Annotated in this window: 27 protein-coding genes; 15 read left to right on the forward strand and 12 right to left on the reverse strand. The window is 59.8% G+C overall.

Annotation, left to right across the window (positions count from 1 at the left end; translation table 11 throughout):
- The first annotated feature begins 58 nt into the window (after positions 1–58).
- The 9 genes from TUZN_RS01990 (at position 59) to TUZN_RS02030 (ending at position 8,522) form a co-directional block, all read left to right on the forward strand.
- Entirely contained in the window at positions 59–1,432 is a 1,374-nt protein-coding gene (locus tag TUZN_RS01990) for a DEAD/DEAH box helicase family protein (protein ID WP_013679250.1), read from the forward strand.
- The gene (locus tag TUZN_RS01995) at positions 1,429–2,562 is read left to right on the forward strand and encodes a DUF790 family protein (RefSeq protein WP_013679251.1); all 1,134 of its coding nucleotides are present in this window, start codon (positions 1,429–1,431) and stop codon (positions 2,560–2,562) included. The genes TUZN_RS01990 and TUZN_RS01995 overlap by 4 nt, the downstream gene beginning before the upstream one ends.
- 184 nt (positions 2,563–2,746) lie before the next feature.
- Positions 2,747–3,940, forward strand: a complete 1,194-nt coding sequence (locus tag TUZN_RS02000) for a M20 family metallopeptidase (protein WP_013679252.1) — start codon at positions 2,747–2,749, stop codon at positions 3,938–3,940.
- Positions 3,937–4,899 (forward strand): DUF1152 domain-containing protein, encoded by a 963-nt coding sequence (locus TUZN_RS02005; protein ID WP_013679253.1) that lies wholly within the window; start codon positions 3,937–3,939, stop codon positions 4,897–4,899. Before TUZN_RS02000 ends, TUZN_RS02005 begins: the two co-directional genes overlap by 4 nt.
- Positions 4,886–5,857 (forward strand): alcohol dehydrogenase catalytic domain-containing protein, encoded by a 972-nt coding sequence (locus TUZN_RS02010; RefSeq protein WP_013679254.1) that lies wholly within the window; start codon positions 4,886–4,888, stop codon positions 5,855–5,857. The genes TUZN_RS02005 and TUZN_RS02010 overlap by 14 nt, the downstream gene beginning before the upstream one ends.
- Entirely contained in the window at positions 5,854–6,603 is a 750-nt protein-coding gene (locus TUZN_RS02015; protein WP_013679255.1) for a D-aminoacyl-tRNA deacylase, read from the forward strand. Before TUZN_RS02010 ends, TUZN_RS02015 begins: the two co-directional genes overlap by 4 nt.
- Before the next feature lie 62 nt (positions 6,604–6,665).
- Entirely contained in the window at positions 6,666–6,968 is a 303-nt protein-coding gene (locus TUZN_RS02020; RefSeq protein WP_013679256.1) for a hypothetical protein, read from the forward strand.
- Positions 6,969–6,988: 20 nt separating this feature from the next.
- Positions 6,989–8,152 (forward strand): hypothetical protein, encoded by a 1,164-nt coding sequence (locus tag TUZN_RS02025; RefSeq protein ID WP_013679257.1) that lies wholly within the window; start codon positions 6,989–6,991, stop codon positions 8,150–8,152.
- The gene (locus TUZN_RS02030) at positions 8,127–8,522 is read left to right on the forward strand and encodes a hypothetical protein (RefSeq protein ID WP_013679258.1); all 396 of its coding nucleotides are present in this window, start codon (positions 8,127–8,129) and stop codon (positions 8,520–8,522) included. Before TUZN_RS02025 ends, TUZN_RS02030 begins: the two co-directional genes overlap by 26 nt.
- Before the next feature lie 13 nt (positions 8,523–8,535).
- Here TUZN_RS02030 and TUZN_RS02035 read toward each other — a convergent pair whose 3' ends face one another.
- The 4 genes from TUZN_RS02035 to TUZN_RS02050 are packed head-to-tail and all read right to left on the reverse strand — an operon-like array spanning position 8,536 to position 12,821.
- A complete protein-coding gene (locus tag TUZN_RS02035) occupies positions 8,536–8,955 on the reverse strand; it encodes a hypothetical protein (protein ID WP_013679259.1) in 420 nt (139 codons plus the stop codon).
- A gap of 58 nt (positions 8,956–9,013) precedes the next feature.
- Complete coding sequence (locus TUZN_RS02040; RefSeq protein WP_013679260.1) at positions 9,014–10,165, reverse strand: LUD domain-containing protein; 1,152 nt, start codon at positions 10,163–10,165, stop codon at positions 9,014–9,016.
- Positions 10,162–11,508 carry an FAD-binding oxidoreductase gene (locus TUZN_RS02045; protein ID WP_013679261.1) on the reverse strand — a complete coding sequence of 449 codons (1,347 nt, stop codon included), beginning with the start codon at positions 11,506–11,508 and terminating at the stop codon, positions 10,162–10,164. The genes TUZN_RS02040 and TUZN_RS02045 overlap by 4 nt, the downstream gene beginning before the upstream one ends.
- Positions 11,509–11,528: 20 nt before the next feature.
- A complete protein-coding gene (locus TUZN_RS02050; RefSeq protein WP_013679262.1) occupies positions 11,529–12,821 on the reverse strand; it encodes an MFS transporter in 1,293 nt (430 codons plus the stop codon).
- A 91-nt stretch (positions 12,822–12,912) separates the two neighbouring features.
- On the opposite strand from TUZN_RS02050, the gene TUZN_RS02055 reads away from it, so the two are divergent.
- Together TUZN_RS02055 and TUZN_RS02060 are read left to right on the forward strand one after the other, a co-directional pair.
- Positions 12,913–13,680 carry a glucose 1-dehydrogenase gene (locus tag TUZN_RS02055; protein WP_013679263.1) on the forward strand — a complete coding sequence of 256 codons (768 nt, stop codon included), beginning with the start codon at positions 12,913–12,915 and terminating at the stop codon, positions 13,678–13,680.
- A complete protein-coding gene (locus tag TUZN_RS02060; protein WP_013679264.1) occupies positions 13,677–14,114 on the forward strand; it encodes a DUF192 domain-containing protein in 438 nt (145 codons plus the stop codon). The genes TUZN_RS02055 and TUZN_RS02060 overlap by 4 nt, the downstream gene beginning before the upstream one ends.
- Here TUZN_RS02060 and pyrI read toward each other — a convergent pair whose 3' ends face one another.
- A complete protein-coding gene (pyrI, locus tag TUZN_RS02065; protein WP_013679265.1) occupies positions 14,115–14,573 on the reverse strand; it encodes an aspartate carbamoyltransferase regulatory subunit in 459 nt (152 codons plus the stop codon).
- A 313-nt stretch (positions 14,574–14,886) separates the two neighbouring features.
- Positions 14,887–15,486 (reverse strand): orotidine 5'-phosphate decarboxylase / HUMPS family protein, encoded by a 600-nt coding sequence (locus TUZN_RS02070; RefSeq protein ID WP_013679266.1) that lies wholly within the window; start codon positions 15,484–15,486, stop codon positions 14,887–14,889.
- A 39-nt stretch (positions 15,487–15,525) separates the two neighbouring features.
- Between TUZN_RS02070 and pyrB the strand changes: the two genes are divergently transcribed.
- Entirely contained in the window at positions 15,526–16,440 is a 915-nt protein-coding gene (pyrB, locus tag TUZN_RS02075) for an aspartate carbamoyltransferase (protein ID WP_013679267.1), read from the forward strand.
- Here pyrB and TUZN_RS02080 read toward each other — a convergent pair.
- Positions 16,421–16,798, reverse strand: a complete 378-nt coding sequence (locus TUZN_RS02080) for a hypothetical protein (RefSeq protein WP_013679268.1) — start codon at positions 16,796–16,798, stop codon at positions 16,421–16,423. The genes pyrB and TUZN_RS02080 overlap by 20 nt on opposite strands.
- 21 nt (positions 16,799–16,819) lie before the next feature.
- Positions 16,820–17,245: a hypothetical protein gene (locus TUZN_RS02085; RefSeq protein WP_013679269.1), complete on the reverse strand. Its 426-nt coding sequence runs from the start codon at positions 17,243–17,245 to the stop codon at positions 16,820–16,822.
- 50 nt (positions 17,246–17,295) lie between these two features.
- Between TUZN_RS02085 and TUZN_RS02090 the strand changes: the two genes are divergently transcribed.
- On the forward strand, positions 17,296–18,315 hold the full coding sequence (locus TUZN_RS02090) for an NAD(P)/FAD-dependent oxidoreductase (RefSeq protein WP_013679270.1): 1,020 nt from the start codon (positions 17,296–17,298) through the stop codon (positions 18,313–18,315).
- On the opposite strand, the gene TUZN_RS02095 is transcribed toward TUZN_RS02090, so the two are convergent.
- Both TUZN_RS02095 and TUZN_RS02100 read right to left on the reverse strand, forming a co-directional pair.
- Positions 18,296–18,568 carry a hypothetical protein gene (locus TUZN_RS02095; RefSeq protein WP_013679271.1) on the reverse strand — a complete coding sequence of 91 codons (273 nt, stop codon included), beginning with the start codon at positions 18,566–18,568 and terminating at the stop codon, positions 18,296–18,298. The genes TUZN_RS02090 and TUZN_RS02095 overlap by 20 nt on opposite strands.
- A 79-nt stretch (positions 18,569–18,647) precedes the next feature.
- Complete coding sequence (locus TUZN_RS02100; protein ID WP_013679272.1) at positions 18,648–19,499, reverse strand: hypothetical protein; 852 nt, start codon at positions 19,497–19,499, stop codon at positions 18,648–18,650.
- A gap of 28 nt (positions 19,500–19,527) precedes the next feature.
- Here TUZN_RS02100 and TUZN_RS02105 point away from each other — a divergent pair, with 28 nt between their 5' ends.
- Both TUZN_RS02105 and TUZN_RS02110 read left to right on the forward strand, forming a co-directional pair.
- Positions 19,528–19,905: a hypothetical protein gene (locus TUZN_RS02105; RefSeq protein ID WP_013679273.1), complete on the forward strand. Its 378-nt coding sequence runs from the start codon at positions 19,528–19,530 to the stop codon at positions 19,903–19,905.
- A gap of 60 nt (positions 19,906–19,965) precedes the next feature.
- Positions 19,966–20,871 carry an amino acid kinase family protein gene (locus tag TUZN_RS02110; RefSeq protein WP_052886014.1) on the forward strand — a complete coding sequence of 302 codons (906 nt, stop codon included), beginning with the start codon at positions 19,966–19,968 and terminating at the stop codon, positions 20,869–20,871.
- On the opposite strand, the gene hisS is transcribed toward TUZN_RS02110, so the two are convergent.
- Positions 20,837–22,123, reverse strand: a complete 1,287-nt coding sequence (gene hisS, locus TUZN_RS02115) for a histidine--tRNA ligase (RefSeq protein ID WP_013679275.1) — start codon at positions 22,121–22,123, stop codon at positions 20,837–20,839. The two genes, TUZN_RS02110 and hisS, sit on opposite strands and share 35 nt — an antisense overlap.
- On the reverse strand, positions 22,123–23,175 hold the full coding sequence (locus TUZN_RS02120; protein ID WP_013679276.1) for a saccharopine dehydrogenase family protein: 1,053 nt from the start codon (positions 23,173–23,175) through the stop codon (positions 22,123–22,125). The genes hisS and TUZN_RS02120 overlap by 1 nt, the downstream gene beginning before the upstream one ends.

Raw genomic sequence — 23,175 nt, forward strand, 5'->3', positions numbered from 1 at the left:
CCTATTGGGGTATTTATAGCCCCTCGCTGGGGCGTGCGCTGGCGCGGAAGCCCTATATATGGGGTATTATGTAAAGGACGTGCTATACTTGGTCTGGGACAGAGGCACCGTGGTGTTGTCGGGAGAAGTGCCGGCGCAAGTCAGATCCCTCTCGTTTATAAAATTCGATAACAGAGTGGGTAAATATAGAGCTCTCGGCATGTACTACTACAAGATCAAGGCCGTGCTGGACTCGTTGGGGGTTGGGTATGAGGACGGCGTGTTATCGCCCATATGTAGATCGGTCGAGGCGGCGAAGAGGCCGGCCCTGAGGCCGTACCAAGAGGAGGCGTTGAGCAGTTGGCTGAGGGGCAAGAGGGGCGTAGTCGTCATGCCCACAGGCGCCGGGAAGACCTACGTGGCGATAGAGGCGATAGCCAGGCTGGGACAGTCTACGCTGGTGGTCGTGCCGACCATAGAGCTCTTGAGGCAGTGGGAGAGGAGGCTCTCGGAATACTTCCCGGGACGCGTGGGCGTCTGGTACGGCGAGGAGAAGAGAGAGCTCTGCATAACTGTGACCACCTACGACTCGGCATACGTGGCGGTGGAGCACTTGGGCAATAGGTATCCCCTGCTCGTGTTCGACGAGGTCCATCACCTCCCCTCCGAGTCCTACAGACAGATAGCGGAGCTCTCGCCGGCTCCCTATAGGCTAGGCCTGACGGCCACGCCGGAGAGGGCAGACGATCTGCACCTATTTTTGCCAGAGCTCGTGGGCCCCGTGATCTACAAGATGGCCATCTCAGAGGCGGCCGGCAAATATCTGGCGGAGTTCGACGTGGAGGTAGTGAAGGTGGGGCTCTCCGAGGAGGAGATGAGGCGGTACAAGGAGCTGGAGAAGATCTACAAAGACTATATAAGGGCCAAGGGTCTTAGGTTCAAGTCGCCCTCCGACTTCGGCAAGCTCGTCATGTTGGCCGGCAGAAGCGCGGAGGCGCGCCGCGCCTTGGAGGCTTGGCACGAGATGAGGAGGATCTTGTTCGAGAGCAAGGGCAAGGTGGACGCCGTCGCGGACATACTAAAGAAGCACCCGGACGGCAAGGTCCTCATCTTCACGGAATACACTGCGCTGGCCCGGGAGGTGTCCCGGCGCTATCTGATACCCGAGGTGACGTACGACGTGCCCGACCAGGAGCGTGAACTGGTCATGGAGATGTTCAGGAGAGGCGAGGTGAGGGCGCTGGTCACCGGCAGAGTGCTCGACGAGGGGGTGGACGTGCCCGACGTCGACGTGGTGGTGATACTCGGAGGCACGTCCTCCAGCAGACAGTATATACAGAGGATAGGGAGGGCCTTAAGGCTAAAGCCCCACAAGGCCAAGATCTACGAGGTGATAACCGCGAGGACGAGAGAGGTCGACATGTCTAGGAGGAGGCGTAGAGGGGTGTCGTGATACCGCTGGAGTTGTTGAGGGCCAGCAGACGGGGGGATCAGGTGTCGCCGAGGTATTTGAGAGAGCTGTGGCCTGCCGAATACGTGCTCGGCGCATACAAGCCCGGCATGAGGCTCGCGGAGGCTAGAGCCAAGGTGGAGGACGCGCCGTTTGAGCCGAAGCTCGCCAGAGGGCTGGCCCACATAGTCGAGAGGACGATAGCGCTCGAGGAAGTCGACAGAAGGCTCTTGACTAAGATTAGGCTCGAGGTCTTCCGCGAGGCGGCTAAGGCATATCCGGTCGTCGACGAAGAGGGCAGGAGGCGAGTAGTAGAGGCCGTGGCCTCGCGCCTCAAGATACCCCCCGAGGCTGTCGAGGCCGCGCTCGCTAAGATACACGAAGACGAGCTGGTTATCGTACGGGGGCCCGACATATCCGCCGAGGAGCTGGCCGCGTTGTACAACACGTCGTTGATACAGACGCTACTGTTCAGATCCAGGCGCATGGCCGCGTACGTAGTCGCCGACGGGGCCCGCGTGAAGGAGCTCGTGAGGGCGCTTAAGGGCCTCGGCTTGATGTACGTCGCCGAGCGCGCCGGGGACGGGATAAGGCTCGATATAGACGGGCCGGTCTCCGCGATCAAGCAGACCGAGCGCTACGGGACCAGGCTCGCCAAGCTTGTACCGTACGTCATCTCGGCCGACGACTGGCGTATAGAGGCCGACATAGGCCTATATGGCAAGGTCTATAAATTCGTCGAGGCCAAGTCCAGCGCCCCCAGACTGGCGCATAGGGATATAGAGCCGCCGCAGTTCGACAGCACCGCGGAGGAGGAGTTCTACAGAAACGTCTCCAGGCTGTGCGCGGTGCAGAGGGAGCCGGAGGCCTTGGTGGTGGGCAACAGAGTATTCATACCGGACTTTAAGATAGGCGATCTCTACGTCGAGATAGTGGGCTTCTGGACCCCCGACTACATAGCCAGGAAGTACGAGAAGCTGGCGGCGGCCAAGATACCGCTACTCGTCCTAGTCGACGAGAGGCTGGCCCTAGCCACTTGGAAGGACCTCCCCCATTACGTCGTCCTCTATAAGGACAGGCCGAGGCTGAGCGACGTGTTTAAGTACATCAAGCCGTACTGCGCCCGGCATTAAGATCTGCCTCATTCACGCGCCATAGGATCTCAAGCCGGTTCTCTAACACAAGGTATCTGACCGAATTCGGCGCGACTATTAGTCGAAGAAGGCCGTAGATCGTAAGCGATACGGCCTATTTCGGTTCGCCGTCCCCATGTAACGCTGACAATTATTATTAATATAGTGCTCTTAGGCCAGCTGTATGGAGAACAAAGCCGTTGAACTGCTGTCCCAAATGGTCAGGATACCGACTATAAATCCGCCCGGGGAGAGGTACAAGGACTTTGTCGATTTCGCCGAGAGGTACTTCAAGGGGCTCGGCATGGACGTCGAGGTGGTGGAGGTGCCGAAGCCCGTCGTGGCTAGAGCTTGTCCCGAATGCGTCGATCATCCCAGATATATCCTCCTCGCCAGGATAGGCGAGCCCAAGGTGCACTTCAACGGCCACTACGACGTGGTGCCCCCGGGCCCCGAGTCCGCTTGGACCGTCGCCAAGCCCTTTGAGCCCCGCTACGTCAACGGGAGGCTGTACGGGAGGGGGGCCGTGGACATGAAGGGGGGATTGACCGCGATAGCCTTAGCCGCCGAGATGGCAATAAGGGAGGGGTTGAAGAACTTCGAGGTGTCGTTTGTGCCCGACGAGGAGATAGGCGGCGAGTCGGGGGCCGGCTATCTGGCCGAATCAGGCAAGATCAAGGCGCCTTGGGCGATCATAGCAGAGGGCTCAGGCGTAGACAACATCTGGATAGGCCATAGAGGCCTCGTCTGGTTCTTGGTGGAGGTCTACGGGAAACAGGTCCACGGCTCGACGCCGTGGCTGGGGCTCAACGCCTTCGAGGGCGCCGTGAAGATAGCCAACAAGATCTTGGAGAGCTATATCCCGAGGCTCTCCGCCAAGCGGAGTAGGTACGAGTTCGAGGATCCCAGAGGCGCCGTGCCCACCCTCACCATGGGGGGCGAGGTGAGGGGATCTGTCAAGGCCAACGTGGTCCCCGGCTACTTCGCCTTCACGCTCGACAGACGCCTCATACCGGAGGAAAGCGTCGAGGAGGTCAAGAAGGAGGTGGAGGAGTTCATAAAGAGCGCCGCGGCTGGGCTGGACTACAGAGTCGAGGTGAAGGTGATAAACCAATCCGAGGCCGCGGTGGTGCCGCCGGACCACCCGCTGACGAGGGCGCTCGAGGGGGCCGTGGCGAAGGCGCTTGGAAGGACTCCGAGGAAGACTGTATGTATCGGCGGCCTAGACGCGAGGTTCTTCATAAGGCGCGGCATACCCACAGTGACCTACGGGCCCGGGCCCGAGTTCACCGCACACGCGCCCGACGAGTACGTCGAGATCGGGCAAGTCGTCGACGTGGCCAAGGCCTACGTGGAGCTCCTCAGAGGGCTTAAATGAGGCTTGTCCTCGCCATAGGCGGCGGAGGGGATATCGTAAGCGCGGCTGTCCTAGCGGTTAAGCTGGGGGCTGAGGCCGGGCTGTTGCCTTGGGAGCGCTACGTCGTCGACCCCGAGCCGGGGCCCCTCCTCCGCAAGGATTTCCTCGGCGCCGAGGGCGACAACCCTCTATTCCTCATAGGGCCCGACGCCCGTGCAGTCAGGCGCGGCAGGATCATAACACCGCAAGGCGCCTGCGTGTCGTCCGTGTTAGGGCGGCGGGTATATGCGATCTCGCCCGACGCGCCTCCGAGCCTCGTCGCCGAGGCTCTGACGTCTAGGTTCGACAAGATAATTGGGGTCGACGTAGGCGGCGACGTGCTTGCCTGCGGCTGCGAGCCCGAGCTACACTCGCCGCTGGCCGACTCGTACTCTCTCGCCGTGTTGAAGAGAGCCGAGGACCTCGGCGTCGATGTGGAAGTCGCCGTCGTGGGCCTCGGCGCCGACGGGGAGCTGGGCAGAGACTACTTGGTCAGCCGGGTTTCTACTATTTTGGCCAACGGCGGCTTTCTGGGATACTACGCCCTAGACCCCTCCGACTCCGGAATTCTCGCCGAGCTCGCCTCTAAATGCGTCACCGAGGCCTCCCGGAATATACTAAGGGCCCTTAGAGGCGAGTTCGGCGAGGTCGCCATCAGAGGCGGTTCAAGAAGCGCGTATATCGACGTGTTCACGCCCATCTTCCTCCGCTTCAAGCCAAGCGCCGTCATCTCGATTAACGAGATCGCGGCCTTGATCTATAAGCACGACTGGGATATATTGAAAGCGGCTTTGGAGTTGAGGAAAATGGGATACACGACAGAGTACGACTTCGAGAAATACGTGGCTGAGGGCTTGCCGCCCTCCGAGGCCCTCGCCAGAGCTAAGGCCGAGAGGAGCTGTACGTGTAACAGCCCCGGCGCGCGATATGAGGGCCGTTAGGCTTGTTAGGTTCGGCAAGCCTTCCGAGGCGTTGCGGCTGGAGGACCTCGAGGACCCGAGGCCCGGCAAGGGGGAAGTGTTGGTGAAGGTAGAGGCCGCAGGCGTCTGCGGGAGGGATCTCGTCGTGAGGAAGGGGGCCTTCCCCCACGTGAGGCTTCCCGTGATACCAGGCCACGAGGGCGTCGGCAAGGTCGTGGACGTGGGGCCAGGCGTCGATAGGGATCTTGTGGGGCAGAGGGTGTTTGTGGCCCCCGCCATGTACGACGGGACTTGCGACTATTGCCGGAGAGGCCTCGAGAACCTCTGCAGAAACGCGCAGTATTTGGGCGAACATAGAGACGGGACGTACTCGGAGTACGTGGTGCTCCCCTCCCACTTCGTCTATCCGTTCCACGGCGTCGATCCCCGCGCCGCTGTGTTGGCCACCGACGTGATACCGACGGCCATAGCCGCGGTCAGAAGGGTAGACGTCGACGGCAGAAAGGTCTTGGTAGTCGGCGGCGGGGGGACCGGGCTCTATCTGGCCCAAGTGGCCAAGCTCAGGGGAGCAGAGGTCTACATATCCACTAGGTCGGCCGACAAGGCTAAGGCGTACGGCTCTCTCGGCATAGGGATATACCAGGAAGGCATGAAGGACTTCGACGTGGTCTTCGACACGGTAGGCTCGCCCACTATAGAGACCTCCATAAGGCTTGCCAAAAGAAACGGCATAGTGGTCCTCATAGGAAACGTGACCGGCGAGAGGGCGTACCTCAGCCCAGCCCTCATAATATTGAGGCAGATAGCCGTCTTGGGCCACATGGCCTACAAGCCGTGGGATGTCTACGAGGGCTTGGATCTCTTGAGGCGAGGCTTGATCGCCCCGGTATACACCGAGTACAAGCTCTCCGAGGCCGTGAAGGCACATGAGGACATGGAGGCGGGTAGGGTGCTAGGGAGAGCCGTCTTGACCCCGTGATAGCAGTAGCCATATCCAGAGATCCCGTCGCCAAGGGCGTGGCGAGGGAGCTCGGGCTGGCCGGATCTCCCGGCGCCTCCTACCTATCGACGGCGAGGATGGGGGACTTGCTCGTGTTGTTCTATGACGGAGATTCCGTCGAGCCGCCTCCCGAAGACGAGCTCAAGAAGCTGGGCGTGTCGCATCTGGTGGTGCCGTCTCGCCACGAGATGGCGAGACCGAGGCCTATGCTGACCGCCCACACGCCGGGCGTCGCTCCGTCGCTCTCGGTGGCGCACGCCTCGCTCAAGTCCTGGCTCTTCAGGAGGATCTGTTCAGAGAAGCCGGAGGGCTTCGACTGCGCTCTAGAGGCCACCCACCACGCGCCCAACACAGAGGATGTCAGCGTGACCTTTATAGAGGTAGGGAGCACCGAGAGGGAATGGGGAGATCCAAGGGCTTTGAGGGCCCTGGCGTCTGCCCTCAGAGAGCTCCCACAGTTCGGCGATAGGGCCGAGGCCCAGCCCGTCATGTCGGTGGGCGATCTCCACTACTCCCTCCTCACCTCCGAGGTCCTAAACGGCGCAATGGACGTCGGCCATATAATACACAAGGATGTGGCGACGGCCGATCTAGCCTTAAAGGCCCTAGCCAAACACGTAGTAGCGCCTAAGAAAGTCGTGATTTACAGGAAAAGCCTCAGGGGACCTATCAGGAGAGATGTTATCGATGCGTTGAGGCGCCGCGTGGAGCTAGATATTAGGTAACCACGGTAGCCATATTGCCTAAAATAGTGAATGATTATAAATTTCAACTGAGGTAGTATCCTATGGACGAGGCGTTGCGGGCCAAGCTCGATACTCTGGTGAGGAGCGCGGCTGCCCCTGTCATCGACAAGATATCCAAGAACAAGAAGGTAAGCGCCGACGAGCTCCTCATAGCCTCTCTCTATCTGATCTCGGCCAAGCTCGACGATATCAGGAACTCCCTGGATGAGCTGGCCAGAGGCATCCAGAGGCTCAACGAGCTACCCCCAGTCATCAAGCAGAACCACCTAGATGTAATGACTAAGCTGGGGGAAGTGCTCGAGGAGTTAAAGAAGATGCAGACGTTCGGGATAGAGGAGACTTAAATATAAAGCCGTTTTAGCGCGTGGACATAATAGAGAGGTATCGGAGGGAGGTCGAGGCGGCTAGGACAATAATCGCGAGCCGCCGTTTTAGAGTGGTGGTCCACAACGGCACAGCGCACGCAGACGACACCATAGCGGCCGCTCTGCTATATGGCGCCGGCGCAGAGGAGGTCTACAGACTGGGCCAGGCGGACGAACTGTTAGAGATAGCCCGCGGGGGGATGCCTGTCGTATACGCAGATATAGGCTATAGGTACTACGACCAGCTCAAGTCCGCCGGCGTCGTCGCCGTGTTAGACCACCACGCCCCAAACGGCGAGCCTGAGTACGTCGAGCTCCCGTCGTCCCTTACACAGACCGTCGAGGCCTTGGGGATGAGGCCTAGGCCCCGCGTATCCATGTTGTTTACGGCGGCCGATCTGGTGGATAGGTTCGGCGCCATAGCGGCCAAGAAGTGGCTTGGGATCTACGGCGCGTCTCTCAACCAAGGGCTATCCGCCTACTTCGGGATGACGTCAAGGGGGAAATACGACGACGTCAAGTTCCTCGAACTGGTGGCCGAGGCCGCAGTCGCCGACTTCGACGTGGAGGACTTCTCCGACTATTCCAAAGCCTACTCCATAGCGCAGTCCATAGACGTAGACGCCGAGAAGTTCCCGAGGACTCTGGCCCAGCTGAGGCTCATGAGACAGGCGGCCAACGACGTGGTCTCGACCTCGTTGAGCCAAGAGGCCCAAAAGGTGGGCTTCGGCGTCGACTTCGCCGCACACGCGGTGCTGGCCGTGCCCCAGCTCGCCGAGTATGTCGCCAAGGGCTTGGCCAGATACTTCGACGACAGCATAAGAGCCATAAGGACCGTCGAGGGCAGGCGCTATGCCGTAGTCGAGGGCGGCATAAGGGCTGTGGCGGTCGACGACAACGTCCCGCCGACGGCTCTCTGGAACGCGTTGCTGGACCTCTCTCTGTTGAGGGAGGACGAGCCAGTTATAGTCGTGGTCAAGGACATCAGGAATCCGGGCGCCTACTCCCTCTGGAGGCCCGACAGACATAAGGACAGGATAGACTTCAGGAAGCTGTCAGGAGACGCGGTGATCTTCAAACACCAATCCGGCTTCATGGCCGTCGTGAAGGCCGAGAACGCCGAGGAGGCCGCCAGATATGCCCTCAAACAGCTCGGCGTTTAGGCCAACCCAGGATTGGCTGGCCGAGGTCTGCAGAAGCATATCTGCAGAAAAAGCCCCGCCGGAGCTCTCCATAGTGGCGACCGAGGTGCCTTGGGAACCCAGCGGCCACATAACTCTCTACTTCAGGTTCGAGAACGGGCGTTGTATAGAGGCGAAACTGCTCCAGGGGAAGATAATCTCTAGGTACACGCTCTCGGCTAGGTACGAAGATCTCTTAAGGATAATGGAAGGCAGACTGTCGCCATTTGCGGCCGTGCCTCTGGGCAAACTGAAGATTGAAAAAGGCACGTTAGGCGAGCTCGCCGATTATATGCCGCTTGCCCTTGAGATAGTCGAGGCTGCGCGCGATTCGGCCAAGAATTTCTCGTAGCGAGCTAAAAGGGTTAGGTCACTGAGGCGGTGAAAGGAAACGTAGCGCCTGTTGAGAGCACCAGGTATCCTTGTGCCGTTGTGCCGGGCACTCCGGAGAAGCCCTTACAGCTGTAGGTCAGAGTTGCCGCGCCGCCGGTGCTTACGGATACTTTAGTACCGCTGATGCTCGCAGGGCCTGTGGCTGACGTAGGGGTGCAGGGCGTGTTGCCGATATAGACCCCTATTATGACCGCGACAGACGCCGGACCTGTATTGGAGAGCACCAGCTGTAGGTTGCCCGAGGGGTCTATCGTCGCTTGTGATATGAGTATCTTGCTGCCGGACTGGACCGATGCTATAAACGTCGTGTACATGTACCAACCAACTGCGACTGCTATGACCACGATGATGCCTAAAAGAATCGCCTGCTCTATAGAGATCTCGCCTACCATATACCTCCTTAGCTCTCCTATATTTAAACACTCCGCCGATGATTTGTCTTCTCTAGACTTATTTAGTTTTCTTGCTTAGGTAACTCGACTTTATATAATGTATAATTTCTGGTATATTTATCTTCATAGGACATACCTCCCTGCAGTTGCCGGCATGGGCGCACTTAACGGCGGAGGGGCCGGCGGCCTCTATCCCGCGAGTTACCGCCAGCCACATGACGCCTACAGGTCCCACGTACGGCGGGTCGCCGAATTCGCGGCCCACCGCCCTATAGACGGGACACACGAAGCCGCACCGGACACATCTTATGCACAACAACGCCTCTCTCATAACGGGATCCTTCGCGGCCGCCCTCCTGCCATTGTCCACTAGGACTAAGTGGAATTCTCTAGGCCCCTGCGCAGGCCTCACGCGCACCAGCTCTATATCGCCGGTGGACGAGGGGCCTGCCGACACCTCGAGATAGGTGGGCGGAAATAGCCCGTGGTATGCGGCCTGCACGATTGCCTGGCTCACCGCGTCGACTAGCGTCGGCACTATCTTCTCGACGCCCGCCACCACTATGTGGACGGGGGGCATCACAGTCGCCTTCCGTATATTGCCTTCGTTCTCCACGTTCACCACTGCCCCGGTATCTGCGGCGATCGCGTTGGCCCCGGTTATCCCCACATCGGCCTTGGCGAACTTAGCCCTCAGGAAGTCCCCGGCGGCCGCGGCCAGCTTCGACGGGTCGTCGCCTACGTCTAGGCCCAGCCGTTCTCTAAACAGCTTGGCCACGTCGCCTCTGCTGAGGTGTAGCGCAGGCGCTATCATGTTGGAGGGCCTATCATCGCCGATCTGCACGATGAACTCGCCTAGGTCGGTCTCCCATACCTCGTTGCCCATCTCGGCCAGATATTCTCTGAGCCCGACCTCGAGCGCCGTGTTGGATTTTCCGAACACCACCACCTTGCCCCTGCCCACGATCTTGCCCACTATCTCTCTGGCGTCTTCGGCGGTATCCGCGAGGTAGGCCCTCCCCCCTATGCTCTCGACGGCCTTCTTGGTGGCCTCTATGTAGTAGTCCAGGTTGTTCAACACCTCTAGGCGGGCCTCTCTGACCCTCTCGGCTAACTGCCTTAGATATCCGTGCGTCTTGAGCGCGTCGTCTACGCGCGCCAGGGCCCCCTCGGCGGCTCTCCGGAACAGCTCCTGCCACTTCTCCGTCATAATATCTTGCCGGGGTTCAATATCCCCTTGGGGTCAAACACCGACTTGAGCGCCTTCATGTACTCTATCGCCGTGGGCGTCAGCTCCATCTTCAACAGATCCCGTTTCAAGGTGCCTATGCCGTGCTCCGCCGAGACGCTGCCCCCCAGGCCTATCGCTATCTTCCCTATCCCCTCGATGAAGGCCTTCGCCCGCCTGGCGCCCTCTAGGTCCCCTTTCCTGAACCACGTAGTGGGGTGCAAGTTGCCGTCGCCTACGTGTCCTCCCAGCGAGAGCGGGATCTCCATCCTATTCGCGAGCTCGACCACGCGTCGGACGGCCTCAGGTAGCTTCGAGACGGGCACGACTATATCCTCTATTATCAATAGCCCCTCGCTACCCAACTGCCTCTGCATCAACGCCACCTGTGCGCTGAACAGTTTGCGGCGGGGCTCCAGCAACTCCATCGAGCGGTCTAGGCCAACGGCCTCCTCGGCTACGGCGCCTCTGACAATCCCCCTAAGCCTACCCAACATGTCCCTCTCGGCGCCTCTATTGACGTCCACCCCCAAGAAAAGGGTATACCTCTCCTCGAGGCCCACCTCCTTCGACTCGGCCGGGCCTAGGAACTCGGCGAATAAAGGCCATATCCTCGCCGACCTAACCCGCACTACGTCCTCGACTAAAGTCTCAAGGCTGTCATAATAGGCCAGGACGGCCGCCGCGGACTCAGGCATAGGGGCTATCCTCAAGACGGCCTCGGTGACGAGGCCCAACGTGCCCTCGCTACCCACGAAGAGCCTGACTAGGTCGTAGCCGTTTCTGCACTTAAGCGTCCTGCAACCCATCTCCAGGAGGTCGCCCCTACCCGTGACGGCCCTTAGCCCGAGCACCCAATCCCTCATAGTGCCGTACTTGGCGCCGCGCATTCCGCCAGCGCCGTTGGCTATCGCGCCGCCCACCGTGGCCGACCTCACCGAGCCTGGATCTACGGGGAAGAACACGCCGTACCTAGACAACTCCACGTTCAGCTCCTCAAGCCTCAAGCCGGGCTGGACGACTGCGTAGGAGTCCGTGGGGTTCACCTCGACGATTTTATTCATGCGCTCGAAGCTGACCACGATGCCCGGCCTAGTCACCACGGTGTTGCCGGAGAGGCTCGTGGCCGAGCCCTGGGAAAATATAGGCGTCTCGGTCTCGTAGGCCCATCTGACCAGCCACAGAACCTCCTCCTCGGAGGTGGGGAAGACCACCCCTAGAGGCTTCGCCGAGGCCTCCTCGAACGAGGCCTCGCGGGAGTAGAGAGAAAGGAAAGCCGGATCGTCTATGAACCTATCGCCGAATTTCCTCTTAAGATCCCTCATTGGAAAAAATAGGGCTCTAATTAATAGCTTCTCGGCCTTATGAGCGCTCCGGCTATCGTGAGCAGGGCGCTGGCCAGAGCGACTAGGGAGCCGTATATAGCTATGGAAACTACAGACGCCGGAGCCTCCATTATGAGGAGCAGGGCCGCGAGGGAGCCCAGAGGGCCTAGCAATGCGTTTATGTTCCAGCCCAGCGACACCGCCGTCCATCTGACCTCGGTCGGGAACAGCTCGACGAAGTAAAGGGTCTGAGGCGCCGCGGCGAGGCCGAAGAATAGGCCCATCGCAAAGGAGGCGTAAACCGCGTAGCTATTTAGGGAGAAGGCGAGGTACGCCGCGAGAGGCGCCACGGCGAGAAGGCCAAGGGAGGGAGGGATAAAGGCACGCCTCACTCCCACCGCCGATATCAGGAAACCGCTCAGCAACTCGCCTACGACAGCGCCAAGGCCGCCGTACATGGCGAGCTCCAGCGAGAAGCTGTACGCAAGGTCTTTACTTAGGCCGAGCTTAGGCGCCACTATATTCGGCATTATATATGTCCAATAACCAGACCCTCCATAGTAATATAATGTAAGTCCTAGATTTATTAATATTAATATAACAAAATTAATCCAGTAACTCCATATTTTAGCTATAGGTGCTTTGACTATCTTGCCTCTGCGCGCCGCCTCCAGCCACTCGCGCGACTCTGACCCGAAGACCCTTATGGCCAAGGCTATGAGCGCGGGCACCACGCCAACTATGTACAAGACCCTCCACCCGACCGCCGTGAAGCCCTCGGCGCCGAAGAAGCTCCTGGCCCACAACGTCATGGCTGACGTGAGGAAGACCGCCCAAGAGAGGCCGGAGTACATAACGCCGTTGACGTACGGCCGCATGTTCTTCGGCGTCAGCTCGAGGGCCCAAGTGGCGCCGCCGCCGGCCTCGCCGCCTATACCGAGCCCCTGCACGGTCCTCAGCAGATATAGGGCTACGGGGGCCGCGATGCCGATGTCTTGGTACGTCGGGAGAAGGCCTATGGCGAGCCCGGCCACTCCCACAGCAAGCGCGTCGAGCACGGTCGACGTCCTCCTGCCGTACCTATCGCCTATATGGCCGAAGATAACCGCGCCTAGAGGCCTCGCCAGATAGGTGACGGCGAAGGCGCCCCAAGTGGTCACGGCCGCCAGCAACTGGGTCTTCTCGGGAAAGAAGAGCTTCTGGAAAACCGTAGCGAGGCTTGAGAACAGTATTATGTCGTAGTATTCAAGACCCCAGATCAACATAGTCGAGACGGCTGCCGACCAGTACCGCCTAGGACTTACCTCGGCCATCGGCAAAGGCCCCGCGCGTATTTTTAATATTTCGCACATAGAGGATCCGCCGAAGTGGCCACGCTTAAAAATGCCAGTAACGATATGCTACATGAGCTTGTCGGGCAAGGTCGCGTTGGTTACGGGCGCCTCGAGGGGCATCGGCGCCGCCATAGCCAGAGAGCTCCGCTCGCGGGGGGCGCGCGTGGCTATAAACTACAACTCCTCTAGAGAGGCCGCTGAGGCGTTGAGGAGGGAGCTTGGCGAAGGCGCCGAGATCTTCAAGGCCGACGTCTCGAAGAGGCAGGAGATCAAAAAGATGGTGGAGGACGTAGTGCGCACCTTCGGCGGACTGGATATAGTCGTAAACAACGCCGGCGTCATGGAGCTGATGCCGTTCGAGCAACTCGACGAGGAGCGCTTCGACAAGATGTGGTATATCAACGTTAAGGGGCCTATATACGTCACGTTGGAGGCGTTGCCCTACCTGAAGAGGAGCAGAGGCGTGGTAATAAACATAGCGTCGATAGCCGGCCTCGGCACGGCCTTGACGAACACCACGTACTACGCGGTGACTAAGGCCGCTGTGATTATGCTGACTAGAAGACTCGCGTTCGACCTCGCCCCTTACGGCATCAGGGTCAACGCGGTGGCGCCCAGCTGGATAGAGACGGACCTAACCACAAGAGGCAGAACCCGCGAGGAGGTGGAGAGGGCCAAGTCCGATATAGTCAACAGAACCGCCCTACGCTCCGTAGCGATCCCAAGCGATATAGCCAAGGCCGTGGCCTTCCTTGCGTCCGACGAGGCTAGGTTCATCACAGGTCAGGTGCTGGTCGTCGACGGCGGGAGGATCGACTACTTGACGCACAGCGTATGAGGAAATGGGCGTGGGCGCTCGTCGCGCTCGCCATTGCTCTGATCGCGATATCGCTCGCCGCCCCGCACAACGCGGCCCGATCCGACGACCCGTTTTCTAGAACCGTCGTCGTTCTTCTAGACGGGACGCCCTACACCGTATATCTGGCGGACACCCCGGCTAAATGGACTAGAGGCTACATGAACTCGACGTCGTACGACCCCAGAGGAGTCGGCGCGGTGGGCATGTTGTTCCTCTTCGGCAAGAACTCGACTTGGTGTTTCTGGATGCACGACACGTATATACCGTTGAGGATAGTTTGGGTAGAGGGCGTAAAGGTCACGGGACAGATAGTGGCACAGCCCCTCAACGACACGCCTATCTGCGGCTACGGCGACAAGGCGCTGGAGCTGAACCCCGAAATCCCGCCGCCGGAAACAGTCGTAGTTAAGTGATCAGACCAGCTCCTCCAAGCTGTGGTACCTGCCGCAGTACTCGCACGCGAACGTAGGCGGCTCCTCCTTCACCAAGACGAACGACGTCACTACGTGCTCTCTGTGTTGGTTGGTTATGCAGTTTGGATTCCTGCACTTGAACTTGCCCCTAATGACGTGGGGCGGCCTTACCTTGTACTTCTTAACCACCTCGTAGTTCTTTATTATATTTATAGTGGCCGTGGGGGCCACCGCCGAGATCACGTCTACCTCATCCGGCGTCAGCTCCCTGCCCTCTATCTTGACAATATCTTTCCTGCCCAACTTCTTCGACTCCACGTTCATAACCAAGGCTACTCTGACCCCCTCGCGCCCGGTTATGCCGAGTATCCTCAACACTGCGAGGGCGCGGCCGGCAGGTATATGGTCGATAACCGTCCCGTTCTCGATCTTGCTGACAATCAGCTCAGTGGACGGCATCGTCGATATATACAGCCCTATTTAAAAGAGGTTTGCGGCTGTTGTCCCTGCGGCATGGACGCCCGTACCTCCGGCCGTCTCGCGACAGAGCCGCCCCGCCTATCGCCGCGCGTCAGACCGATAGCGGAAATCGCTTGAAACACGTCATTGGGAGAGAAGCCGCAAGAAGAGGCACCGTTGAGCAAATTCAAGTAGAGAGTAAGAGCGTTTGAATGGAATAAGGGGTGCACATTTACTGGAACTATCAGGCTTTCTCGGCCAACGTCAGCTACAGACGACGCTACGATCTCGCGGCCAGGCGTCTGGCCCTCTCCTAGAGGGGGTTCCCGCACGGCGGTCTGAGCCCAGCCCACTCCGACACTCTGGCCGGGTTCTCCAGAAGATATCTGCCAACTATCTCGAAATCGGCGCCGGCCCTTATAGCGTCTCCAGGCCTGCCTCCCTGGGCGCCTATGCCGGGCGATATTATCCTAGTTGAGCAGCCAAGCGAGGACCTAATCGCCGAGATTGCTTGGGGCTCGTTGCCCGGCGCCACGACTCCCCGAAAGCCGACGACCTCGCCCAACAGCTCCTTCCACAGCCTGTCGTACTGCGAGCCGACAGTCATCTTAACCAGCACGTAGAGCCTCTCGTCCCTCTCCAGGCTGGGCAACAGGAATCCGTGAGCTATGGCACAACACGCGCCGGCGGACGATAGTTTGTCCACGACGCGCTTGACTATGTGGGGGACGTCGGCCAGCTTGAGGTCGACCACGACGGGGCCCAGCCGCGAGATAGTCCTCACCGCCTCGAGGCCGGCCTCGAGGACTAAATCCCAGCCCACTTTATAGCCGGCCGCCTCGTCCCGCAACGATCTGGCAACCTCCAACGCTGTCTTTAGATCCGTGTCGAGCGCTACCACTACGGGATACATGACGAGAGGACAATATTTAATTTAATTGCCTTATGGTGAGTGTCCTGGCGAGGGAGAGACGTAGTATCTATGCGGGACTTCTCCAGGAAGGATCTGGAGGTCCTCTTCGAGAAGGCGAGGGAGATGGAGCGATATGCCAGATCGGGCCTCGACGTGCTTAGGGGGAAAATCATGGCTGTGGCCTTCTTCGAGCCCTCCACACGGACCCGCCTCAGCTTCGAGACGGCCATGAAGAGGCTCGGCGGGAATGTCATCGGCTTCTCGAGCGCCGAGGGGACCAGCGTCGAGAAGGGCGAGACGTTTTCGGACACTATAAGGATGCTCGACGCCTACGCCGACGTGATCGTGGTGAGACACAAGCTTGAGGGCGCCGCCAAGCTTGCGGCCGAGATAGCGCAGTCGCCGGTCATAAACGCCGGCGATGGCTCGTTCAACCACCCCACGCAGGCCATGTTGGACCTATACACGATCTGGCGGGAGAAAGGCAAGGTGGACGGGTTGAGGATAGGCGTGATGGGCGACTTGAAGTACGCGAGGACCGTCAATTCGTTGCTGGAGGGACTCGCGTTGTTCGACGTCGAGGTGGCCTTGATATCGCCCGAGTTCTTGAGGCCGCGCCAGGAGACTCTGGACTATATACAGTCCAGAGGCCTCCGCTACGAGTTCTACTCGCGGCTCGATGAGGTGTTGGGAGAGCTCGACGTTCTCTACGTCGTCAGGATACAGAAGGAGAGGTTCTTGGACCCCCTAGAGTACGAGAGAGTTAGGGGTAGCTACAGGCTCACTGCGGAGTCCCTAAGGGGGGCTAAAGACGGCCTAATAGTGCTCCACCCGTTGCCCAGAGTAGACGAGCTGGATCCCTCCGTGGATGGGACGAGACACGCGGCCTATTTTAGGCAGGCCGCATACGGCGTCCCGCTGAGGATGGCGCTCCTCAGCTTGATCTTGACCTGAAATACCGCTTGTAGAGGTATCCGGCGACCCAACGGCCCTTCTTAGTTAGGCCGTAGTAAATGCCGGAGCCTCTACGTTCCGGATTCCTCTGCTTAACCTTGAGCCACGGCTTTATCGATGAAGTCACGCGCCCTTTTAGGCTACCTCTGTACCTCTCCAGGAGGCCTAGCTCCTCAAGCCTTTTACATGCCGCCTCGACCTCGTCCTCGGGAACCACGGGCGCCCAGCCGGCCGCGCCGAGGAGCCGACGCGCCATCAGCCAAGGCGTGTCGGGCCCGTACGCGTAGATGTGGGCCAGTATCTTCCTCTCGAGCTCCCCGAGCCCCTCCGCTATCCTTTCCGCCTCCGCTTCATCCACATCGACTGATGCGGGGTCGCTTTAAGGCTTAACCTCCACTGCTCTGTATACCCTCCCCCTCCTGACTATCAATATGGGCACCTCGCAGTTGAGCTCCAACGCCCTCCGCAGGGCGTCGTAGTCTCTGGTGAGCACGGCGCAGTTGTCCCTACACGCCAGCTCCACGGCCGCCTCCTCGGCAGGTCTGTGTTCGGAGGGGACGCAGTCGAGCCCGTACTTGGCGCAGAGCTCCAGATACCGCCTGGCTAAGGGGAGCTGGGTCTCGTTCCAAGCGTCCAGCACGAGGATAGCCGATAGGCCGGCCTCGGCGAACCCTCTGAACAGCTCCTCCTCGTCCCTAAGCGAGGCGGCCACCGAGAAGACGTCCACCGCCAGGCAACGATACCGCTCTAACGCGTCGGGCATGAGCTTGACCCGTAACGACCCCCACCTCTTCCTAACTCTCATGACTGTCCAGATGAGGATCAAAAAATTTATAGGCCTAACTCGCGGCGGTCGTGAAGGCGGCTGTAGTAGGAGGCGGCATAGCTGGGGTCTTCACCGCGTATTTCCTACGCGAGGCGGGAATCGACGTAGTGGGCTTCGGCGGCGAGCTGAGGTATCCGCTGACGTCGTTGGTCTTGACATTGTCGATGCCTGATCCGCGCGACGTGGAGATGGCCGTGGAGAGCTTGGAGATTTACAGGAAGATGGCCGCAATCAAGCCGGTTATTTCAGTAGACATCATGCCGACATACGCCGACCTAAGTAGCTTGAGAAGGGCCGGCGTCAAGTATCAAGTCCTGGACAGATTTAGGGGGCTCAGGCTGGCGAGGGACGAGATAGTCGTGGTGACCACCGACTATCTGATACCTATACGCAAGATCGTCGCCTCGCTGAGGCGGAGGCTTGGGTTCTCCGACAAGAGGGCCGCGCTGGGCGCCGAAGGGAGGAGAGTTTACCTCGTCGTGGACGGGGGGCGCGTGGACGCCGATGTGGTGATCCTGGCCGCCGGAGCTGACAACAGGGAGCTGGCCCTACGCGTCGGCGTCGATCTACCGTTTAGGCCATACTCGTGTTACGCCGCGGCGTTCCTAGTGCCGGGGTGGTTAAGAGGCTTGAGCATCGGCGACTACGTGCTTTCGTGGTATGGGAGGCCGGGCCCGTGGCCGCTCTACATAGCCGGAGACGGTTGCGGCAAGGCCTATTCAAATCCGCCGAGAGGCTACGCGTCTAAGATAGCGAGGCTTATAGCCAAGAGGGCTGGCTGGGCTCTGCCTCTCTACGCCAAGTCGGGCGTCTGCGAGGGATCGCCGACGGGCGGCCCGCTGGCGGGCAAGGTGGGGAGGTTCGACAATCTATACGTCATCGGGGGCCTCGACGGGTACGGCAGCATGGTGGGGCCGGCCGTGGCCAAGAGGTTGGCCGAGCTGGTGGTCAGGGGGAGGACCGAGGTTTTGCCAGATCTGCCCGACGCGTTCGACTTCGATCCCTGCGTCGAGCGCCACGACTGGAGCTTCAGCCTACGACAATCGTGAAGTTGTAGAGTGATCCGTTCAGCCTTTGGATAAGCCCTGTACAGGTGTTGTAAATTCCGGTGGAGTTTATCGCGAGCTGACAAGGCGGCGTTATCGTAACTGTTACGGAGCCGCCTTGGCCGTACACGGCCACCTTTATCGGGGCCTGGGAGGCAGAGGGCCTAGATGCGGTAAGCGCCGCCGCCAGCCCTATCACTAGTCCCAGTATCAACATGGAGATGGCCAGCAGAGTTGTTGAGAGGGGCTCCTCCATGGTCTTGAGAACTGTGCCATTTAAATAAAGGTTTCATAACTGCCGATGGGGAGAAACCGGACGGGCGACCGATGAGCTGCTAACGACGGACCGACCCCGATAGCGAGAGCAGATACAGCAATTTATCGCCGGCTCTATATCCGCCCGCTATGGGCTCCAGTAGACCCCACTTGACTAGGTATCCCAATTGGCCCGGGCCTATGCCTAGGTCGAGTATTGTCCTGTGTGCGAGGAAGCCCAGCTCCGCGATCTCTCCTAGGCTGTCCTGCCGCATGCCGAGGACTTCGGCCACTCTCTCCGCGGCTCTCCAGTATTCCACCTCGTTCCACCGGCCGCCGCCTTGAGGCTTCTTGATTATCGGCGTAAATTCCTCGGCGCCTGGGCCCACGTTGCCCTTGAACGCGCCCACTAGACGGCGCCTTATGTAGCCCGGCACCGACTCGGTCAAGTACACCTCGCCTGGCGCCTCGACGGGCCTAGGGACGATTACTTGTAGATCGACGCCTAGACGCGCGGCGAGGTCCATCACCTCGGCGAGCCCCGACAGATCCCAGCGGAAATCCACCGCGGCTGAGGCGGGCGCGTTGCTCAGCGTAGCTATAGCGGCCAATGCGGGCGTTGGGTAGGCCGATACGCAGCCAGCCGCAACTCCTCTGTACGGCAGCAGGAACGCTAGGTGGGATTTCTCAAGAGGCAGTTGGCCGAGGAGCAAGACCGGGTCCATCTCGTCCAGGCCTAGGACTCTCTGGTCTACTAGATATTGCGCGACGTCGCCTCCATAGGCGGCGCGGAGGGCCCTCGCGAAGAGCTCCAGAGAGGGCGGGGAGAGCCTTAGAGGCGGCGGCTGTCCCCCGCACAGAGGCGACACGACAACCTCGACGTCTTTGACCAGCACTATGTCGGCGCTCCTGTCGACAACTATGGCCGCCACGATTTAAATAGCGCCTTTATTATAGCTTATGAGCTTGGCCGGCATCCGCTTCGACTACATACATGCCGAGAGGGTCGCCTCACCGCCGCCCAACACTCCCCTTCAGCTACAGATGAACTACCAGATAGAGGCCGATAGGGCGGTGAGGAGGGGCAACGTCTTAGAGCTACCGTTCGCCCTCGCGCTCACTACCAACCCCAACGCGGTCACGCTGACCATACGCGGCGTCGCCGTAATACAGGGGGAGGTCGATCCCAGGAACCTCCCTCCGCACATCGCGGTTCCTCTGATGCAGATGGCCATGTTCGAGGCCTCGCTGATATTGAGGGAGCTGGGGATGCCGCCTCCGATCTATATCCAACAGGGGGGCGGCCCCCAACAGCAACAACAAACACGCTACTTCTAAATACATCTATACTGCCTCTATATATAGTGAACCTTATTAGCTTCTATTCACATTTCTAGAATGCTCGTGGTGGTGGCCCTTGGGGGAAATGCGTTTGTGAGACCGGGGATGCCCATGGATCAGGAAGAGCACATAAGAAATATCAGAATAGCCGCACAGGTCGTCGCCAAGATAGCGGAGGAGGACGGCGTGCGCGTCGTCGTCACTCACGGCAACGGTCCCCAAGTCGGCTTTTTCGACGAGCTACAGTTGTTGGCCGAACGACGATATTTCAGGCTCGACGCGTTGGTCGCCGCCACTCAAGGCCTTCTGGGGTATTTGCTGGCGGAGTCCATAGACGAGATCTTGGGCCCCGGCAGAGCCGTCGCCGTGGTCACGAGGACCTTAGTGGACGAGGAGGACCAAGCCTTCAAGAACCCCACGAAGTTTATAGGCCCTGCATATCCCAGAGAGGTCGCGGAGAGGCTTGCGGCCAAGTACGGTTGGTCCGTAAGAGAGGACGTGCGGCGGGGCTGGAGGCGCGTCGTGCCCTCGCCGGAGCCCGTGGCTGTCGTGGAGGCTGAGGCCATAAGGGCGCTTCTGGATAGAGGCCATATCGTGATCGCGTCGGGGGGCGGAGGCGTGCCTGTCTCTAAGCGCGGCGGAGTCGAGGCGGTGGTCGACAAAGATCTCGCAAGCCAAGTTCTGGCAAACGCCTTGGGAGCTGAGGCCTTCGTAATACTCACCGACGTAGACGGCGTATACGTCGACTTCAATACGCCCCGTCGGCGAAAGCTCGACAAGGTGGCCGCGGCTGAGCTGGAGAGGCTATATCGCGAGGGCCAATTCCCGGAGGGGTCTATGGGGCCCAAAGTGCTTGCTACGTTGAGGTTTTTGAGGAATGGGGGTAAGTGGGCGGCGATAGGCGCGCTTGAGGACGGCTATCAAGTCTTCAGGTGGCAGAAAGGGACTGTAATCCTTCCCTAATTCTGCCGAGCTCGACCTCGAGCTCGACGCGTCTACGCATGTCGCGTATCTTGACGACGCCTTTCTCCAGCTCCTTCTTGCCTATGATCACGAAGTGCCTCACGCCGGTCTTCGCCGCGTGCTCCAGCGCCTCCCTCAACGTAAGCTCTCCTAGGTCTATGGCTACGGAGGCCCCCTTGTTCCTTAGGGCCTCCGCCACCTCAGCGGCTACCTTGAACGCGTCCTCCGTCATGGGGTATATGTAGTAGTCAAGCGGATACTCGGCCGGAGCTATGCCGGCCGCCTCCATCAGCCGCTCCACGCCTATGGCAAAGCCCAGCGCCGGGGTCCTAATACCGCTGTACAGCTCTATTAAGTTGTCGTAGCGGCCGCCTCCGCCCACTGCAAGCTTGTACTCGCCGGCGTAGGCCTCGAAGACCATGCCCGTGTAGTAGTCCAGCCCACGAACTATGGAGAGGTCCACGACGAGTCTGTCCAACACCCCATAGGCGTCTAGGGCCTTCACGACTCGGCTGTACCTCTCGCCGAGGCTCTTGTCGTATTTCGAGAAGAGGTCGGGAGCCTCCGAGCCCGGCCTCTGCTCCGAGACTAGGGCCATGAGGGCCTCGGCCGCGCCTCCGCCCAGCCCGGCCCTCCTCAACATATCCAAGATCTCGTCGTCCGGCACCTTGCCTCTTTTGTCCAGTATCCTGAGCACCTCCTCGCGGGATCCCTCGACGCCTAGCGATGCAAGCACCTTGTCCATCGCCGCGCGGTCGCTGAGCCTTATCACGTAGTCCTTCACGCCAACTGCCTCTATGGACTTGGCCATCAGCGCCAACACCTCCGCATCAGCTCTGGGGCTGTCCGAGCCCACCAACTCAACTCCGAACTGGTAAAACTCCCTGTAGCGCCCGTGTTGCGGCTCGTCGTAGCGCCACACCTTCGTGAAGTAGTACCATCTCACGGGCTTAGGCTCCTCGAGCCTATACGACAAGACGCGGGCCACTGGCACCGTCATGTCGAAACGCAGGCCAAGCTCCCGGCCGGCCTTATCCCTGAAGTAGTATATCTCGTCCACTATCTCGCGGCCGGCTTTCCTGGCCAGAACCTCGAAGTGCTCCACGGCGGGCGTCTCGACGCGTCTGTAGCCGAAGGCCTCGGCGATTCTCGAAAGGCTGTCTTCTACCCTCCTCAACGCGTAGAACTGCTCTGGGGTTATATCGCGCATCCCGCGCACAGGCCTCCTCAGCTGGTCCTCTAGGCCGGGCATTACAAGACGGATCTCGTCACCTTCTCCACGTTTATGTTTATGCCGTTCTGTTTCAAGTAGGCGAGGACTCTCGGCATAAGTTTATTGCTCATTCCTATCATCTCCGGCGGCGTGACGCCGGGATCCAGATCCTTAACGACAGCTATCAACGAGGCAGCGGTGAGGCCGGTTGCCCTCTGCATGGCGGACCACTCGCCAGAGGGCTCGACAACCACCTCGTAGGTTATCCTCTCATCTGGGCTCTCGCCGGCCACCTTCATGTAGACCACGTCGGGCACTTGGAACCTCAGACGGCCCAAAAGCGCGGCCAGCACCTGCTTAGGCCTCACGCCCTCAACCACGTCGTCGGACATCAGCCCGAGATCCCTCAACAGCCTTATCCGCTCCACGTGGCCCGGCCATCTCAAGGTCTTCTCGAACATGTTGGGGATCTTGGCGGTTCTCAGTAAGGTCCTCAAGCCGTCTGTGTAGAACGCCTCCATCTCGCCTAACGGCGTATCCACTAGCTCTACGTCCGACAACGGATCCACCGACTCGACCCTCCCCCCGCGTATTATCCGCGCAGGCCTCGTGTACTCCTCTATTAGGTCGTAGGGGCTCCAGGTTATCGAGTAGCCCAGAGGACCCACCGGAGTCTTTGGAACGCCTCCCACGTATATCTTGATCTGCTCTAGCCGGGGGATCTCCGACATCAGACGGCCGACTAACATATTGGAGAGGCCAGGAGCCACGCCGGCGTCCGGGATATAACGGGCGCCCGATCCCTTAGCCACCTCGTGCAAAGACAGCGGATCCTCCGGCATGTAGGACACGTCTATGAGATCCACGCCGCGCTCTAGGACGTACTTGGCTACTTTGTACGCGACCGGGCCCGGCAGAGCGCCTATGGCCAAGTCGACAGACTTAACCTCCAGCGACCCTACGTCGCTCTTTACGATCCCGGGACAGTCTCCGCCTTTCACGTCCACCGTGACCACCTCATGACCCCTATCATGTAGGTGGCGGGAGACGAATCTGCCTATGTTGCCGCAACCCAGCACTAAAATCTTCAT

The organism is Thermoproteus uzoniensis 768-20 (assembly GCF_000193375.1).
GTDB classification, from domain to species: domain Archaea; phylum Thermoproteota; class Thermoprotei; order Thermoproteales; family Thermoproteaceae; genus Thermoproteus; species Thermoproteus uzoniensis_A.

What these genes read in the sequence shown, in the direction of transcription:
- TUZN_RS02000 (WP_013679252.1), top strand. Translation starts at nt 2,747, where the DNA reads ATGGAGAACAAAGCCGTTGAACTGCTGTCCCAAATGGTCAGGATACCG.
- pyrI (WP_013679265.1), bottom strand. Translation starts at nt 14,573, where the DNA reads ATGCCGTCCACTGAGCTGATTGTCAGCAAGATCGAGAACGGGACGGTT.
- TUZN_RS01990 (WP_013679250.1), top strand. Translation starts at nt 59, where the DNA reads ATGGGGTATTATGTAAAGGACGTGCTATACTTGGTCTGGGACAGAGGC.
- TUZN_RS02030 (WP_013679258.1), top strand. Translation starts at nt 8,127, where the DNA reads ATGCCCTCAAACAGCTCGGCGTTTAGGCCAACCCAGGATTGGCTGGCC.
- TUZN_RS02005 (WP_013679253.1), top strand. Translation starts at nt 3,937, where the DNA reads ATGAGGCTTGTCCTCGCCATAGGCGGCGGAGGGGATATCGTAAGCGCG.
- TUZN_RS02050 (WP_013679262.1), bottom strand. Translation starts at nt 12,821, where the DNA reads ATGGCCGAGGTAAGTCCTAGGCGGTACTGGTCGGCAGCCGTCTCGACT.
- TUZN_RS02040 (WP_013679260.1), bottom strand. Translation starts at nt 10,165, where the DNA reads ATGACGGAGAAGTGGCAGGAGCTGTTCCGGAGAGCCGCCGAGGGGGCC.
- TUZN_RS02095 (WP_013679271.1), bottom strand. Translation starts at nt 18,568, where the DNA reads ATGGAGGAGCCCCTCTCAACAACTCTGCTGGCCATCTCCATGTTGATA.
- TUZN_RS02085 (WP_013679269.1), bottom strand. Translation starts at nt 17,245, where the DNA reads ATGAGAGTTAGGAAGAGGTGGGGGTCGTTACGGGTCAAGCTCATGCCC.
- TUZN_RS02035 (WP_013679259.1), bottom strand. Translation starts at nt 8,955, where the DNA reads ATGGTAGGCGAGATCTCTATAGAGCAGGCGATTCTTTTAGGCATCATC.
- hisS (WP_013679275.1), bottom strand. Translation starts at nt 22,123, where the DNA reads ATGCCCGGCCTAGAGGACCAGCTGAGGAGGCCTGTGCGCGGGATGCGC.
- TUZN_RS02070 (WP_013679266.1), bottom strand. Translation starts at nt 15,486, where the DNA reads ATGTATCCCGTAGTGGTAGCGCTCGACACGGATCTAAAGACAGCGTTG.
- TUZN_RS02110 (WP_052886014.1), top strand. Translation starts at nt 19,966, where the DNA reads ATGCTCGTGGTGGTGGCCCTTGGGGGAAATGCGTTTGTGAGACCGGGG.
- TUZN_RS02010 (WP_013679254.1), top strand. Translation starts at nt 4,886, where the DNA reads ATGAGGGCCGTTAGGCTTGTTAGGTTCGGCAAGCCTTCCGAGGCGTTG.
- TUZN_RS02045 (WP_013679261.1), bottom strand. Translation starts at nt 11,508, where the DNA reads ATGAGGGATCTTAAGAGGAAATTCGGCGATAGGTTCATAGACGATCCG.
- TUZN_RS02020 (WP_013679256.1), top strand. Translation starts at nt 6,666, where the DNA reads ATGGACGAGGCGTTGCGGGCCAAGCTCGATACTCTGGTGAGGAGCGCG.
- TUZN_RS02055 (WP_013679263.1), top strand. Translation starts at nt 12,913, where the DNA reads ATGAGCTTGTCGGGCAAGGTCGCGTTGGTTACGGGCGCCTCGAGGGGC.
- TUZN_RS02060 (WP_013679264.1), top strand. Translation starts at nt 13,677, where the DNA reads ATGAGGAAATGGGCGTGGGCGCTCGTCGCGCTCGCCATTGCTCTGATC.
- TUZN_RS02120 (WP_013679276.1), bottom strand. Translation starts at nt 23,175, where the DNA reads ATGAAGATTTTAGTGCTGGGTTGCGGCAACATAGGCAGATTCGTCTCC.
- TUZN_RS02105 (WP_013679273.1), top strand. Translation starts at nt 19,528, where the DNA reads ATGAGCTTGGCCGGCATCCGCTTCGACTACATACATGCCGAGAGGGTC.